Source organism: Streptomyces sp. NPDC053665 (assembly GCF_055585285.1).
In genome coordinates this window covers 643,991-659,601 of the sequence record NZ_JBVJKK010000005.1, presented here as the reverse complement: position 1 = coordinate 659,601, position 15,611 = coordinate 643,991, and the positions used below count along the sequence as shown (strand labels likewise).

Sequence of the window (15,611 nt, the reverse complement as noted above, 5' to 3'; positions counted from 1 at the left end):
GCCGAGGCGGAATGGGCGTCGGTCCTCCGATTCTCATTCCGCCCTCACCGTGTTGCCTTCCTCGACGACGCGCACAGATGGAGCGGCGAAACATGACAACTCCAGCCCCTTACTATCCAGAGTTCGACAGCGCCGAAGTCGAGGAGACCATCGCACCCCTGGCGCAATACGACGACGAGATACTCGCCGTCCTGCGCGACGGGCCGGGACACCGCGCGCCCTCTCCGTCCGGTGCCGGCGACCGGCCTTCCGTGGCGCAGTGGCTGAACGACCCCGAGCGCTACCCGTTCCAGCACGTCGTCCGATCCGTCGCCCTGCCCGTGGCGGACACCGGCCTCCCGGCGCTGCTCGCCGTGAACCCCGGCGCCCCCGACGCCCTGCTGTTGCAGTTGCTCGACCGGGCCGAGGTCCGGCTGCGCCACGTCCTGACCCGCCCCCTGGTGGCGGCCGTCAACCACGCCCGGGAACAGGGCGTTCTACGCGGTGACACGCCCCAGGAGCGTTACCGGTACTTCGTCCGCGAGGCGTGCCGGACGTCCTTCGAGGACGTGAGCGGCCTGTCGTTCCCCGTGCTGCGGGACGTCGTCCGTGTCGTGCTGCGCAACGAGGCCGCCGCCATCGCCGAACTGTGCACGCGCCTCACGCAGGACCGGGCTGCCCTGGCCGGGGCGTTCGGCATCGACGCGGCCGACCCTCTGGTGTCGTTCGGAGCGTCGGAGGGCGACACCCACCATCACGGCCGGTCCGTGTCCGTGCTGACCTTCGGGTCCGGCAGGCGCCTGGTCTACAAGCCCCGCGACGTCTCCTGCGAGGCCGCGTACACGACGATCGCGCAGGAACTCAACGACCGGCTGGGCACCCGGCTCGTCTGGGCGGACGTCCTGGAGCGCGACGGTTACGGCTATGTGGAGTTCATCGACGCCGAGGACGTCTCCGACATGTCGGCGCGGTTCATGGAGGACAGCGGGGAGCTCGCCGCCGTGCTGTACCTGCTGAACGCGCGTGACATGCACTTCGAGAACATCCTGCCCACCCGGCGCGGTCCGCTCCCGATCGACCTCGAGACGATCCTGCACCCGGAGCGGGTCCACACCGGCCCCACTCCCGAGGCGCCGGGCAACGCGTACGCCGTCATCGGGCAGTCCGTCTACGGCATCGGCATCCTCCCGCTGGTCATGGCGGGCAAGGGCGGGGACGGCGGCCACGTCGACCTGGGGTTCCTCGGGGACAAGGGGCGCGGGGCCTCCCCCTTCAAGTCGATGCAGTTCGACGAGCCCTTCACGGACCGGGTGCGGCTCGCCTTCCGGTCGGCGCCGGTCGAGGAGCGGCACACCGTGGTGGGGTCCCTCACCGAGGACGAGACGCACGAGCTCGGCCGGCGCATGGCCGACGGCTTCAGCCGGGTCTTCCGGGCCGTGATGGCGGACCCGGACGGCTGGACGTCCCTGCTGCGCAAGGCGGCCGCCGGGATCCGGGTCCGCTACGTCCACAACCCGACGGTGCTCTACTCCCAGACGCTGCGGATGGTGTCCGGCCCGCACGCGCTGGACTCGACCGGTCCGTTCCTGGCGCTGCTGAAGCGCATCGCGATCGCCAGCAAGACCTCCGACCGGCACATCGTCCGCTCCGAACTGCGGCAACTGGCCGAGCGGGACGTCCCGTACTTCACGGTCGCCGCCACCGGCACCGCCCTGACCGACGGCGCGGGGACCGAGGTCGGTGCCCGTTTCGCCCGGTCGCCGCTGGACCAGGCCCTGATGAAGAGCGCACGGCTGACCGAGTTCGAACTCGGCGAGCAACTGCGGCTGCTGCACTCCGCGTTCGCCTCGCGCTTCCCCGACAACCATCTGACACCGTCCCGGGGCACGGTCGCCGCGGCGCCGGCCGCCGGCTCCTCCGGCCCGCCCGCGGACGGGGCGGCCGGACCCGCCGCGCTCACCGGACCCGCCGCTCTCGCCGGACTCGCCGTCGACCTGTGCGACCGGCTGGTGGCCACCTCCCGCCCCGACCGCTTCGCCCACCTCCCGCGCACCTGGATCGGCCCGCTGGCGTCCGCGCAGACGGACCGGCCCTGGCCTCCCGGGGTCCTCGGCTACGACCTGTACACCGGCCGGACCGGGCCGGCCCTCGCCCTCGCGGCGGCCGGACGGGTGCTGGACGTCGCCGCCTACCGGGACCTGGCCGCGCAGATCTTCTCCACGACCGCCGACATCCTGGCCGGTCACCGCTACGAGACCCGCAGCGTGCGGCAGGCCGGCTACGGCGGCTACACGGGGCTGGCCGGCATCCTGTTCGGGCTGTCCGCGGCCGGCCGGGTGCTCGGCCAGGACGACTGGACCCGGGCCGCCGGCGGCGCCGTCCCGCTGCTCCTGGAGCAGATCCGCGAACAGCCGCCCGCCGAACTGCCGTTGGACGTCATCGGCGGACTCGCCGGTGTGCTGTCCTGCGTCACGGCGGTCGGCGGGCCGCACACCGCCTCGGCCACCGACCTGCTCGCCTCCCTGCTGGTGGACGGGCTGCGCACCGACGGCCCCGGAGCCCGGGGCGTGCTGTCCCAGTCGGGCTTCGCCCACGGCGTCAGCGGGGTCCTGCACGCCCTGTGCCGGGCCCTGCCGCGGCTGTCCCCCGACCGGCGCCGCGAGGTCGAACCGGTCCTGGAGCAACTGGTCGCGCGACTGGGGGACTTCTACGACGCGGACGAGGGCAACTGGTTCTCCAGCACCACCGGGCCGAGGTCCTTCTCCACCGGCTGGTGCCACGGCGCCACCGGCATCGCCCTCGCCCTGACCGCGTACCACGGCGTCTCCGGCGACGAGACGAGCGCGGCCCTGCGGGACCGGGCCGTGGCCGGCACCCTGCGCCACGGCTTCGGCCGCAACCTCACCTGGTGCCACGGCGACCTGGGCAACCACGGCGCCCTGGCCGCACTGGCCCGGGACGCGGGGGACACCGGGCTGCGCGCCGAGCTGGAGGCGATCGAGCGGAGATGGCTGCAACCGGACGTGTTCCTGCGCAAGACGGACGACTCCCGCAGCCGCTACGCCCACACCAACAGCCTGATGGTCGGCACCTCCGGGATCGTGCTGCACCTGGTCAACCGGCTCGACCCGGCCGTCCGCGTCTGCCCCGTCACCCTCACCGCCCGGGAACGATGAGCATGGCACGCCACGTACCCACCGTCACCCAGGTCACGCAGACCGAGTGCGGCCTGTGCTCCTGCGTCGCCCTGCTGCGCTACCACGGCCGTGCCGAGGAACTGTCCAGCGCGCGTGAGGCGATGGACGCCGGCCGCGACGGCCTGTCCGCCCAGCAGCTCGGCCGGTTCCTCGCCTCCCGGGGCATGGACGTCAAGGCGTACCGGATCAAGGACGTCTCCGCGCTGGAGAAGTTCACCGCCCCGGTGATCCTCTACTGGGAGGACTACCACTTCGTCGTCCTGGAGACGTTCGACGGCGAGACGGCCGTCGTCATGGACCCGGCCGTGGGCCGCCGCCGGATCAAGCGCGACGAGCTGGAGGCGGGCTTCAGCCACATCGCACTGGCCGCGGAACCGGGGCCGGACTTCGAGCGCACCCGCGGCAGGCCCCTGTCCGAGTGGCGCGGCATGCCGCTGTTCGCCGAGGGGTCCCGGCAGCGGATCGCCCTGGTCGCGCTGCTGTCGCTCAGCGGATACGGGGCCGTGCTCGGCATCCCGATGCTCACCGAGTGGGCCGTGGACCGCACCGCCCGCTGGTCGGGGCTGGCCGACCTGTCCCAGGTCGTCGGGATGGTGCTGGCGGTGGCCGTCGGCTGGTTCGCGCTGCACCTGGTGCGGGTCACCGTGCTGTCCTCGCTGGTCGCCCTGCTCGGCCGGCACCTGATGACCCACACGTTCCGCAAGCTGCTGTCCCTGCCGTACCGGTTCTTCACCACCCGGCAACCCGGTGAACTGCTGTTCCGCCTCAACAGCGTGAACTCGATCCGCGACCTGCTGTCCTCCCGCGTCGCCCAGGGCATCCTGGACGTCGGGACGCTGGTCTGCGTCAGCGTGTACCTCTTCGTCACCGAGTGGCGGCTGGGACTCGTCGCGTCCGGGCTGTTCCTGCTGAACGCCGCCTATCTGGCGCTCACCCGGGTGCGGGTGCTGGAGGCCGTGGACGCCGAGATCGCGCACCTGTCGAAGAGCCAGTCCACGCAACTGGACGCGATCGTGTCGATCCCCACCATCAAGATGGGCGGCTACGCGGACCAGTTCGTCGACAGCTGGAGCACCACCTACCACCAGTCGCTCGACGCGATGAAGGCGCGCATGCGGTTGCAGCAGGGCCGTATCGCCGGACTGACGACGACCACGCAGATGTTCGGTCCCGTGGTGCTGCTGCTGGCCAGCCTGTACTTCGTCAACCGCGGCCAGATCTCGCTGGGTGCCGCGATCGCCGTGCAGGCGGTGTCCGCGACCTACTTCGCGCTGGCGACGTCGGTGTTCCAGACGTACACCGAGTTCAACGAGGCGTCGCGGTACCTGGCGCGGCTGCACGACATCACCGACGCCCCGTCCGAGCCGGCCGGAGGCAGCCGCACCGAGCTCGACTCGACGTCGATCCGGGTGGAGGGGGTCGGCTTCCGGTACACCAAGCACAGCGATCCGGTCCTGCACGACGTCTCGCTGGACATCGCCCCGGGCGCCCGCGTGGCCCTGGTCGGCCGCTCGGGCTCGGGCAAGAGCACACTCGGCCGGATCATCTGCGGCCTCTACGAACCCACCACCGGCAGCGTCCGGTTCGGCGGCCGGCCCATGGCCGAGTACGACCGCGACGCGCTGCGGCGGGCCATCGGGTACATCCCGCAGGAGGTGCACCTGCACAACCGCACCATCCTCGAGAACCTCACGCTCGGCCAGGACATCTCGCTGGAGCAGGTCCGCGACTACTGCGACAGCGTCGGCATCCTCGACTTCCTGGAGGAACTGCCCATGGGGCTGAAGACCCTGGTGTCGGAGATGGGGGCCAACTTCTCCGGCGGGCAGCGCCAGCGCCTGGCGATCGTGCGGGCCCTGCTGCAACGGCCCCGGATCCTCGTGATGGACGAGGCGACGGCCTCCCTCGACACCGTGAACGAGCGGCGGGTCACGGAGATCATCCGGGACATCGGCGCCACGCAGGTGATCATCGCCCACCGGCTGGCCACCATCAGGTCGGCGGACCGCATCTACGTGTTCGACGGCGGCCGGGTCGTCGAGCAGGGCACCCACGAGGAACTGCTGGCCGCGCGGGCGGTCTACGCGGACCTGTACGCGGAGGCCACGCCGGAACAGACCGCGGGGGAACCCGTGGACGCACTCGTCGGAGGCGAGCGAGCATGACCGCACCGGACGTCGCGATCCCCGCGTTCCTGCCCTTCTACACGCAGCTGATCCCCCGCGCCCGCGTCCTCGGGCGGCTGCGCGGCCTCGTCGCCGCGGCCGCCGCGCCGGAGCACGTCGAACCGCTCCTGGACCAGGTGTGGGAGGACCTCGCCGGCAGCGTCGAGGGGCACGCCTTCCGCATGCTGATCGGCGCGTTCCACACCTTCCGCGAGGAGTGCGGGCTCCCCCTGACCACCGAGGGCGACCGGGCCCTGTGCCGGTTCCGGGACCACCTGTCGGACCCGGCCGTCAGCCGCCGGCTCCTCGACGCCCACCCGGTGCTGCGGGACAGGCTGGAGACCGTGCTCGGCAACTCGCTCGACGCCTACGCCGACCTGTTCACCGCCTTCGCCGAGGACCGTGCCGCGCTGGCCGCCGCGGGCCTGCTGCCGTCCCGCGAGGCCGCCATGGCCGGGCTGTTCGCCACCGGCGCGGACCTGCACAACGACAACCGGCAGGTCGTCGGCGTGCGCCTGGTGGACGGCACCAGGATCATGTTCAAGCCGCGCCCGCTGGTCTCCGACGACTTCGTGCGCGACCTGTACGCGGTGGCGGACCACCACCTCGAGCACCCCCTGCGTGGCTGTGTGCCGGACTCGCTCACCATCGGCTCGCACGGCTGGCAGCGGTTCGTCGAGCCCGGCCCGATGCACGATCCCGCCCAACCGGCCCGCTACTTCTACCGGTTCGGGGCCCTGTGCACGCTGTTCGGCTCGATCGGCGCGTCCGACCTGCACGAGGAGAACCTCCTGGCGGCCGGTGAGCACCCGTGCGTGATCGACACGGAGACCATGGTCCGGCCCAACGCCGGCGTGGACGACGACTCGCTGCCGCACGTGCTGATCAACCAGCTGAAGCTCTCCGTGGCCTCGACGATGCTCGTGCCGATGTCCAGCCCCGACTCGCCCATCGACCTGAACATGGCGGGCGTCGGCGTCGAGGGCGAGCAGGCCTCGAAGATGCGCCGGCCGGTGATCCGGGACTCCGGCACCGACGGCATCCGCGTGGAGTGGGAGAACGTCACCTACCGGCACAAGAACAACGTCCCGCGCCTCGGCGCCGACGCGCTGTCGCCCCTGGACCACTTCGCCGACATCCTGGCGGGCTGCACGGACGCGCTGGCGGCCGTGCGGGACGAACGGCTGGCGAAGGTCCTCGACGGCTACCCGGACATGCCGGTGCGGGTGCTGATCCGGTCGACGATGGTCTACAGCCGGTTCCTGGACGCGGCGACCCACCCGGACTACCTGAGGCGGCCCGAGGAGGCCGCGCGGATCTTCCGGCTGCTGGGCACCTACCCCGACTACCTCACGCCCGAGGCCGCGGCGTACGTCGGGGAGCGGGAGCAGGCCGATCTGCACACGGGGAACGTGCCGTACTTCGTCGCCCCCGGCGGTTCCACGGAACTGGCCACGCCCGGGAGCCGGTTCCCGGGCGTCTACAAGCACTCCGCGCTGGACTTCGCGCGCCGCGGGCTCGCCCTCAACGCGCGGCGCGGTGACGCGTTCCACCGGTTCCTGCTGGAGGAGTGCTTCGGCGAACTGGCCGGCGGGAAGGCGCCGGGAAGCCTGTGCGGGCAGGGGGTGTTCGCCGGTGTCCCGGCCGCGGGCACGCCGTCGCAGCGGTGGTCGCGGATCGCCGGGGTCATCGCCTCGGTGGGAGTGACGTACGACGGCCCGGACGGTCCGCAGACCGGCTGGGTGTGCGGGATCGGGCCGGACCGGAACGCCCCCACCGTCACCCCGGGCAACTTCGTGTCCTTCCACGACAACGGCGGCATCGTCGCCTTCCTGGCGAACGCCGCCCGCCACGAGCCGGGCCTGCGGGAGGTCCACCGTGCCGCCGACCGCGGGCTGGACGCGCTGCTCGAACGGTACGGCGACCTGCTGCTCCAGGTTCCGGAGGGCGTCTTCACCGGGGCGGCCTCGCTCCTGCTGACCCGGCCCGACGCGGTGGACCGCGGCCGGCTCGCACGGGTGCTGGACGCCATCGAAGCGCGGGCCCGGGCGGGCGGCCTGGACACCGACCTGGCCAACGGGCCGGCCGGTCTGCTCATGCTGCTGCTGTCGCGGCTGGAGTCGGGCGAGGCCCCGCTCGTCGACGCGGACCGGCTGGCGCGGCTGCGCGCACTCGTCCTCGACCACGCCGAACGCCCGCGCGCGAACTTCCACTGGTACGACGTGGCGCACGGCGACCTCGGGCTGCGCTGGGCCGCCGCCCGCGTCGGCCGGGTGACGGGCGACGACAAGCCGGCCCGGGGGTCGGCCGACTGGCTGACCGCACGGCTGGCCGACGGCGACGAGCCACCGGTGCCGGGCTGGTGCAACGGCGCCGCCGGACTGCTGCTGACGTCCGCCGAGATCCTGGTCTCGGCCGGGCGGCGGGAGATGCTCTCGGACGGCCTGGCGGCCCGCCTGGCGGACCGGGCGACCCGGCTTCCGGAGGACGGGCCGCTGGACCTGTCGGTGTGTCACGGGAGCAGCGGTGTGGTCCAGTCCCTGATCGCGACGGCCCGGCTGCTCGGCGACGACGCACTCCTCGACCGGGCGTTCGACCATCAGGAACGGGTCATGGCGGCGGCCCGGACGAGGGGATTCCACACCTCCGCCGTGGGCAGAACCTCCCTGCTCGGCTACATGTTCGGCTGGGCCGGCGTGGGCGACACCGAACTGATGCTGCACGCCGCCGCTTCGGGCACGGACGGCCCCGCCGTCCCGGTCGCGCTGACGGGCGCGGCCACCCGCACCACCACCCCCCACCAGGTCCCCCCGGGGACAGCGACAGGAGAACCGTCATGAGGAAGAACAAGACGGGCGCGGGCTTCGCGCTGGTCATCGGTGTCGTCATCGCCGCCGTCGCCATCACCCAGGACAACTACGGAGGGGCCGTGTTCGCGGTCGCGGCGGGGGCGATCGCCTCCGGCCTCCTGTACGTCCGGTCCGGCCGGGAACGGGGCAACTAGTGCGGTACTCGATCCTCCTGCCGTTCGGGCCCAACCGGCCCGAGCAGGTGGTGCCGTTCGCCAATCTGGTGCGCTGGACGGCGGCGGAACGCCTGTGGCAGGGACAGGGCCTGGTCCTGGAGTCCCACCACCTGGCGAGCTGGCTCTCGGGCATCGGCATCCGGGTCCCGATGGGGTTCGGGGTCTCGCTGATGCCCTTCCGGTCCCCCTTCCACGCCGCCGTGGAGGCCCGTTCGGTCGCCCTGACCACCGGGCACCCGGTGGTCGCGGGCTTCGGGCCGGGCGCGGCGTCGCTCCAGGAGAGCCTGCTGGGCAAGCCGTACGCGAGCCCGTTGCGGGCTTCGCGGGAGTACGTGTCGATCGTGCGCGGCCTGCTCGCCGGGACGCACGTCGCCCTGGCCGGCGAGTACCACTCCGTCTCGGCGAGTCTCTTCCGGACGCCGGCGCCGCCGGTGTCCGTGGGCCTCGGCGTCCTGCGGGAACGCATGGCCGCCCTGGCCGGCGAGGTCGCCGACACCGCCATCACCTGGATGGGGTCGGCGCGGTACCTGGGCGAGACCCTGATCCCGGCCGCGCGCGCGGTCCGGCGCACCCTGCCCGAGCCGCTGAAGGTCACGGCCATCGTTCCCGTCGCCCTGTCGGGCCCCGACCGCAAGGCCGTCGACCTGGCGGCCGCGGCCTGCGGCTCGCACGCCCAACTCCCGCACTACCAGGCGACCTTGCGCCGGGCGGGCATCGAGGTGCGCGGCGAGCCGGAGGACGGGGCGCGGCTGATCGACGGCGGCGTGTTCCTGTACGGCAGCGCCCGGGAGATCCACGAGCGGCTCGACGCGTACCGGGCCGCCGGTGTCGACGAGGTGGTCCTCAACGCCACCGGGGTCGGCCTGGTGCACGGCCCGCAGGCGGCCGCCCGGGATCTCCTGCGGATCCTGGAGGCGCTGCCGGGCCCCGCCTCAGCCGGGGCTGAAACTGAGCATCCGGGTGCGGGCGGCGATCAGCCGTAACGCGTGCTGGCGGTCCCAGCCGAGTGCGGCGGCCCGCATCGCCTCGACGTCCGGCGGGAGGTTGAGGCCCAGGTCCTCGACGAACACCTTCTGGCAGCGTTTGATGACCGCCAGCGCGTCGGCCGCGTTGCCCTCGATGCAGTGCACCGCGGCCAGGAGCTCCCACAGGCGCTGCTGGTAGGCGGCCTCGGCGATGAGGCTCTCGATCTGGTACGACAGCATCTCGGTGCGGCCGGCGAGGATGCGGGCCGTGAACAGGTCCTGGTAGGTGTCCAGTCGCGCCTTGTTGAGGCCGGCGGTGTGGGCGTCGAACCACCGGGTCGGCGGCAGGTCCTGGCCGAACGGACCGCGCCAGAGCGTCACGGCCTCCTCCAGCGTCTCGATGGCACGGTCCGCCTCGCCCTGCGCCAGCAGCTTGCGGCCCTGCCGTGAGTACGAGAGGAAGGTCGGCAGATCGACCTCCTCGGGGGCGGCGTCGAGCATGTAGCCGCTCTGGTTGCCGCGATGGGTGCGGATCCTGCCGCTGAGCCCCGTCGCCGCGCGCTCCAGGTCGCGGCGCAGGCCGGTGATGTGGCTGCGGATGTTCGCCACCGCCGACACCGGCGGCTCGTCCCACAGCAGTTCGGCCAGCTGCGCGATGCCCATCGGCTGGCCCGCCCGCAGCAGCAGGGCGGTGAGGATCGCGCGCCGGACGGGCGAGCACTGCTCGAAGTCCCCCCGGACGCGGAGCGGACCGAGAATCCTGAAGAGCATCTCCCCGCCCCCCGTCACGATGCGAGGGGGTGTCGGCCTTTCGCGGGGCCGCCGATTCTCCGTCTGGGCGCAGCGGTACAACGCACGATCATGCGCATGAAGTAGTCCCCCGTATGTGAATTGTGTTCAGCGACGAGGCACTCAGGGTGTGTGTGCCCCTTCTGACAGGACGCGTGCCCCGTAGGTCAACCGGAACGCCCCAACCCTCGATCAGAGAGATCGCACGTGCAAGCCCGAACAAGGTTGCTGTGAGCCACCTCACACCGAAGTACTTTCCTGTCAGGAAAGTAGGTGGTACTTTCCTGACAGGAAAGTAAGCACGAGCGAGGGGCACGCATGACCTCCGACGACGCGCAGGCCGCACTCGACGACATCCGCCGCCGCCAGGACCAGACCCGGCACGCATATGCCCGTCAGGGCTTCTCCAGACCGGTGGTGCTGATCGCGGCGTCGATGATCTTCCTGGTCTGCCTCTCGTTCGATCTGCCCACGCCGTGGAACGGGGCGATGATCGTGCCGCTCGCCCTGCTGGCCGCCGCGCAGTGGGTGCTGCACCGGCGGAGTTCGGCGGTGCGCCGGCGGCCGAGCGCCGTAGAGCAGGTGTTCGCATTGGCCGTGACAGCAATCCTCATCGGAACCTTCGTGGGCCTCTCGGCCGCCGCCTCCGCCGCCGGTGCGCCGGCCCCGCACACCCTCGCCGGCGTGGTGCTCGCGCTCGCCAGCGTGCCGGGTGCGCAGTGGACGCGTTCCCTGTTCGAGGCACTTGTACGCAAGGAAGGCCGGCGAGGCTGATGGACCCGGACTTCGACGAGTTCCTGCACGTGCCCGCGCGGCTGTCGATCGTCGCGCTGCTGGCGCCCGCTTCCTGGGTGGAGTTCGGCTTCCTGCGCGATGCGATCGGCACCAGCGACTCGGCGTTGTCCAAGCAGGTCTCCGCGCTGGCGGCCGAGGAGTACGTCGAGGTGCGCAAGAGCCAGGGGCGTCCCCGCCGTACCCACCTGCGGCTGACCGGGCAGGGGCGGGAGGCGTTCCGCCGGCATGCGGCCGCCCTGGAACGCATCGCCGCGGTGGCCCGCACGGCGGCGGAACCCGTGACCGACGAGTAGACCGGCCCACCGCCGGCCCGGGCCGCGAGGCCCGCACGGTCGCCGCGTGGACCACGACAGCAGCAGGGGGACAGCCATGATCGAAGTGAAGGACCTGACCAAACGCTACGGAGACACCCTCGCCGTCGACGGGCTCTCCTTCCGCGTCGAACCCGGGCGGGTGACCGGTTTCCTCGGTCCCAACGGAGCCGGCAAGTCGACGACCATGCGCACACTGATCGGCCTCGACCGGCCCACCGCCGGACAGGCGCTCATCGACGGCAGACGGTACGCGGACCTGCCGCGCCCGCTGTGCACGGTCGGCGCGCTGCTCGACGCCAAGGCCCTGCACGGCGGCCGCACCGCCCGCGGCCATCTGCTGGGACTCGCCCGCAGCAACCGGATCCCCGACCGGCGCGTCGACGAGGTCCTCGAGACCGTCGGCCTGTCCGCGGTGGCCGGCAAGCGGGCCAAAGGGCTCTCGCTGGGCATGGCGCAACGGCTCGGCATCGCCGCCGCGCTGCTCGGCGACCCGGACGTGCTGCTGCTCGACGAGCCGGTCAACGGACTCGACCCCGAAGGGGTCCTGTGGATACGTGAGCTGATGAAGAAGCTGGCCGCCGACGGCCGTACGGTCCTCGTCTCCAGCCACCTGATGAGCGAGATGGCGCTGACCGCCGACCACCTGATCGTGATCGGCCGCGGACGGCTGCTGGCCGACACCTCCACGACCGAGTTCGTCGCCCGCCACTCCCGCTCCGGCATCCGGATCCGCACACCGCAGCCGGAGCGCCTGCTCGACGTGCTGGACGCCGCGGGCATCTCCGCCGCCGCCGGTGCCGACGGGGCGATCGAGGCGACCGGGACGACCCAGGAGAGGATCGGCGCCCTGGTGGCCGAGGAGCGCGTGACGGTGTACGAGATCAGCCCGCAGACGGCCTCACTGGAGCAGGCGTTCATGCAGCTCACCGGTGGCACCGTCGAGTACCGGGCCGGACAGGGGGCGAGCCGGTGATGACCGCGATCAGCAGTGCGATGGCCTTCGAGTGGGTGAAGATCCGCACGGTCCGGGCGACGGTGTGGTGCCTCGTGACGTACTTCCTGGCGACGGTGGCGGTCGCCGTCCTCACCGGCTCCTACCTGCGCGGCTCCGCCCAGGACGCCGAAGCGCTCAAGAACTTCGACCCGGTGGCCGCCGGCTTCAGCGGGCTGCGCCTCGGACTGATCGCGCTCGTGGTCTTCGGCGTGCTCGTCGTGACGCAGGAGTACGCGTCGGGGACGATCCGCACGTCCCTCGCCGCGGTGCCCCGGCGCGGCGTCTTCTACGGCGCGAAGATCCTCACCGGCGCGGCGACCGCCCTGGTGGTCTCCACCCTCGTCGTGTCGGCCGGCTTCCTCGCCACCCAGCTGGTGATGGGCGACGCGCGGAACGTCTCGGTCCTCGACGACGGGGTGCCGCGCTGCCTGGTGGGAGCGGTGCTGTACACCACGCTGCTCTGCGTCTTCGCCATGGGACTGGCGAGCGTCCTGCGCAGTTCGGCGCTGACCATGGGCATCCTGGTGCCGCTGTTCTTCATGATCTCGACGATCCTGAACAGCATCCCGGGGGTCCGGGACGTGGCCCAGTTCCTGCCCGACGTGGCCGGCGGGCTCATCCTCTACCGGGACCAGCCGGACGACACCGTCCTGAACGCCTGGACCGGCCTGGGCGTGCTCGCCGCCTGGGCCGCGGCCGCCGTGACCGCCGGATACCTGGTCACGCGGCGCCGCGACGCCTGAAGCCACCCTCCCACCCGCCCCGCACCCGCCCGTCCCCCGGGGCGGGTCCGGGGCGGGCCTTCGGTCTTCGCCCCGCACGCGGCGGCGAGGTCCGGCAGGACGGGGCCGGCCGGGAGGACGGCCCCTGGCCGGCCGCCCCTAGTCGGCCGACAGGACGAAGGACGTCTGCACCTTGGCGAAGCCCGGTGCCTTGGCCTCGACCAGGTACGTGCCCGGCTTCGCCGAGCCGGCCGGCGGGGTGGCGCACTCGGCGGCGCTCGGCTTGCGGTTCCACTTCACGGTGTAGGTGATGCCGCTGTCCGAGGGGACCCGGAACAACTGGTGCGCGGCGGCCTTGGGGCAGTCCTCGGAGGACCAGTAGTCGTCGTCGCTGTCGGCCTGGGAGATGGTGAACACCGCACTCTCCGGCCCGAGATCGACCTTGCAGTCGTTGTCCGAGACGTTCCGCGCGGTCAGCAGGAACGTGGGCGTCTGGTCGGGGTCGTAGGTGTTGTGGCGGCTGCGGAGGCTGAACTTCACCGCGCTGGGCGTGCAGTTGGGCAGGGTGGACCCGGCCGGCAGGGTGTCGCCCGCGCCGACGCCCGTCCCGGTGCCGCCGCCGGAGCCGCCGGTGCCGCCCGCGCCCTGGGAGCCGCCGGAGCCCGTACCGCCGCCGGAACCCGCGCCGGAACCGCCGCCCGAGCCCCCGCCGGAGCCGCCGCCGGACCCGGCAGACGAGCCGCCCGTGCCCGGGTCCTCCGACTCGTCGCGGCCGCCGGGGGCTTGGCTGATCGCCGGGCCGGAACCGGACGGGCCGGGCGTGATGGAGGGCGCGGGATTCTTGCCGTCGGCGCCGTTGCCGTCACCGTCGCCGCCGCCACCGCCCATGGACACGATCCAGGCGATCAGCAGCGCCAACACGGCGACCACGGACACGAGTACGACCCTCCTGCGCCAGTAGATGGAGGAGGGAAGCGGACCGACCGGATTGCGCAGAGATCCCACGCCGCAAACCTTACGAGAGTTCGGCGCGTTCACCCGTTTCACCCGCCGTTCGGACCTCAACTTTTCCGGATCATCATTCCGGAAGTGCCGTGGCCACCCCCGTCGTTCGCGGGATGCGGGGCGCGGTGATCGCGCACGGTGACGAGATCGACTCGCCGCCTACCGAGCGTGATCACCGGATTCGGGGACGCCCACTTCGCGATCGCATGCCTTGCACCTCTGGCCATGGCAGGGGCGGCCGGGAGTGGCGGGGCGCCCAAGTCCGGTTCCGTGCGCAGGCGTCCGCGGTCCCGGGCGCGCGACCGCCCCCGACTGGGCGGTGTGAGGCGCGAGTTGCTCGCGCGGTGCGACGGGCCGCGCGGTGCGGCGAGCCCGCTCGCGGCGGAGGGCGACGCGCCCGGGGCGCCCCGGGCGCGCGACGCCCCCGGCACGCCGGGCGGAGTGGCAGCACGCCGGGCAGAGGGGCAGCACGCCGGGCGGAGCGGCAGCGCGCCGGGCGGAGCGGCAGCGCGCCGGGCGGAGCGGCAGCGCGCCGGGCGGAGCGGTGCCGGCGCCCGGCGGGGCGCCCGCGCGGGGCGGCGGGGCCGGACCGGTGGCGATCACCGGTCCGGCGTGGCCCCGCGGGTGGCGGTGTGCCCGGATCGGCAGCCCCGCGTGGCACCATCGGAAGGCCATGACTGCTCCCACGAAGCCCTCGCACCCCGTCCCCTCCCCCGCCGGCCCGGCCACCCCCGGCACGCCCCTCGGTGCCGACCTGCACTCCCCCGTCATCGACTGGTTCGACGAGAACGCCCGCGACCTGCCGTGGCGGCGCCCCGAGGCCGGGGCCTGGGGCGTGATGGTCAGTGAGTTCATGCTCCAGCAGACGCCGGTGAGCCGTGTGCTGCCCGTCTACGAGCAGTGGCTGACCCGCTGGCCGCGCCCCGCCGACCTGGCCAAGGAGGCCCCCGGCGAGGCCGTCCGCGCCTGGGGCCGGCTCGGCTACCCGCGCCGGGCCCTGCGGCTGCACGGCGCCGCCGTCGCCATAACGGAACGGCACGGCGGGGACGTACCGGCCGATCACGCGCAGCTGCTGGCCCTGCCCGGCATCGGCGAGTACACGGCCGCCGCCGTCGCCTCCTTCGCCTACGGGCAGCGCCACCCGGTGCTGGACACCAATGTGCGCCGGGTCTTCGCCCGCGCGGTCACCGGGACGCAGTACCCGCCGAACGCCACCACCGCCGCCGAGCGCAAGCTGGCCCGCGCCCTGCTGCCGGAGGACGAACCGACCGCCGCGCGCTGGGCCGCCGCTTCCATGGAGCTGGGCGCGCTGGTGTGCACGGCGAAGAACGAGTCCTGCCACCGCTGCCCGATCGCCGCGAGCTGCGCGTGGCGGCTGGCGGGCAAGCCGGCGCACGACGGGCCGCCGCGCCGGGGCCAGACGTACGCGGGCACCGACCGGCAGGTGCGCGGGCGATTGCTCGCCGTGCTGCGCGAGGCACCCGGGCCGGTGCCGCAGACGGCCCTGGACCGGGTGTGGCACGAGCCGGTGCAGCGGGCCCGCGCCCTGGACGGGCTCGTCGCCGACGGTCTGGTGGAGCCGATGCCCGGCGGGTCCTACCGGCTGCCGCTGACCTGAGACCCACGGACGGACCACGAAGGCGGCTCCTCACCACCGCATA

12 protein-coding genes are annotated in these 15,611 nt (G+C 72.9%); 10 read left to right on the top strand and 2 right to left on the bottom strand.

Annotated elements, in window-relative coordinates; translation table 11 throughout:
* Positions 1–92 precede the first annotated feature (92 nt).
* Genes ACZ6ZN_RS23100 through ACZ6ZN_RS23080 form a run of 5 tightly spaced genes read left to right on the top strand, consistent with a single transcriptional unit; the run spans position 93 to position 9,349 of the window.
* A complete protein-coding gene (locus tag ACZ6ZN_RS23100) occupies positions 93–3,155 on the top strand; it encodes a type 2 lanthipeptide synthetase LanM family protein (protein WP_469648886.1) in 3,063 nt (1,020 codons plus the stop codon).
* A gap of 2 nt (positions 3,156–3,157) precedes the next feature.
* Positions 3,158–5,341, top strand: a complete 2,184-nt coding sequence (locus ACZ6ZN_RS23095; protein WP_469648884.1) for a peptidase domain-containing ABC transporter — start codon at positions 3,158–3,160, stop codon at positions 5,339–5,341.
* Positions 5,338–8,181, top strand: coding sequence for a type 2 lanthipeptide synthetase LanM (gene lanM, locus ACZ6ZN_RS23090; RefSeq protein ID WP_469648881.1), 2,844 nt, complete (start codon positions 5,338–5,340; stop codon positions 8,179–8,181). Before ACZ6ZN_RS23095 ends, lanM begins: the two co-directional genes overlap by 4 nt.
* Positions 8,178–8,345: a hypothetical protein gene (locus tag ACZ6ZN_RS23085; RefSeq protein WP_398108747.1), complete on the top strand. Its 168-nt coding sequence runs from the start codon at positions 8,178–8,180 to the stop codon at positions 8,343–8,345. The genes lanM and ACZ6ZN_RS23085 overlap by 4 nt, the downstream gene beginning before the upstream one ends.
* On the top strand, positions 8,345–9,349 hold the full coding sequence (locus ACZ6ZN_RS23080; RefSeq protein ID WP_469648879.1) for an LLM class flavin-dependent oxidoreductase: 1,005 nt from the start codon (positions 8,345–8,347) through the stop codon (positions 9,347–9,349). Before ACZ6ZN_RS23085 ends, ACZ6ZN_RS23080 begins: the two co-directional genes overlap by 1 nt.
* Here the strand turns inward: ACZ6ZN_RS23080 and ACZ6ZN_RS23075 are convergent.
* Positions 9,299–10,102 (bottom strand): AfsR/SARP family transcriptional regulator, encoded by an 804-nt coding sequence (locus tag ACZ6ZN_RS23075; protein WP_398108749.1) that lies wholly within the window; start codon positions 10,100–10,102, stop codon positions 9,299–9,301. The genes ACZ6ZN_RS23080 and ACZ6ZN_RS23075 overlap by 51 nt on opposite strands.
* A 336-nt stretch (positions 10,103–10,438) precedes the next feature.
* Between ACZ6ZN_RS23075 and ACZ6ZN_RS23070 the strand changes: the two genes are divergently transcribed.
* The 4 genes from ACZ6ZN_RS23070 (at position 10,439) to ACZ6ZN_RS23055 (ending at position 12,966) form a co-directional block, all read left to right on the top strand.
* A complete protein-coding gene (locus tag ACZ6ZN_RS23070) occupies positions 10,439–10,894 on the top strand; it encodes a hypothetical protein (RefSeq protein WP_469648877.1) in 456 nt (151 codons plus the stop codon).
* Positions 10,894–11,208, top strand: coding sequence for a transcriptional regulator (locus ACZ6ZN_RS23065; RefSeq protein ID WP_369198773.1), 315 nt, complete (start codon positions 10,894–10,896; stop codon positions 11,206–11,208). Before ACZ6ZN_RS23070 ends, ACZ6ZN_RS23065 begins: the two co-directional genes overlap by 1 nt.
* Positions 11,209–11,284: 76 nt before the next feature.
* A complete protein-coding gene (locus ACZ6ZN_RS23060; RefSeq protein ID WP_469648874.1) occupies positions 11,285–12,202 on the top strand; it encodes an ATP-binding cassette domain-containing protein in 918 nt (305 codons plus the stop codon).
* Positions 12,202–12,966, top strand: a complete 765-nt coding sequence (locus ACZ6ZN_RS23055; RefSeq protein ID WP_469648872.1) for an ABC transporter permease — start codon at positions 12,202–12,204, stop codon at positions 12,964–12,966. The genes ACZ6ZN_RS23060 and ACZ6ZN_RS23055 overlap by 1 nt, the downstream gene beginning before the upstream one ends.
* Positions 12,967–13,104: 138 nt before the next feature.
* Here the strand turns inward: ACZ6ZN_RS23055 and ACZ6ZN_RS23050 are convergent, their stop codons facing one another.
* Positions 13,105–13,950 carry a hypothetical protein gene (locus ACZ6ZN_RS23050; RefSeq protein WP_469648869.1) on the bottom strand — a complete coding sequence of 282 codons (846 nt, stop codon included), beginning with the start codon at positions 13,948–13,950 and terminating at the stop codon, positions 13,105–13,107.
* A 673-nt stretch (positions 13,951–14,623) separates the two neighbouring features.
* Between ACZ6ZN_RS23050 and ACZ6ZN_RS23045 the strand changes: the two genes are divergently transcribed.
* Positions 14,624–15,568, top strand: coding sequence for an HhH-GPD family protein (locus tag ACZ6ZN_RS23045; protein WP_451876296.1), 945 nt, complete (start codon positions 14,624–14,626; stop codon positions 15,566–15,568).
* Positions 15,569–15,611 lie beyond the last annotated feature (43 nt).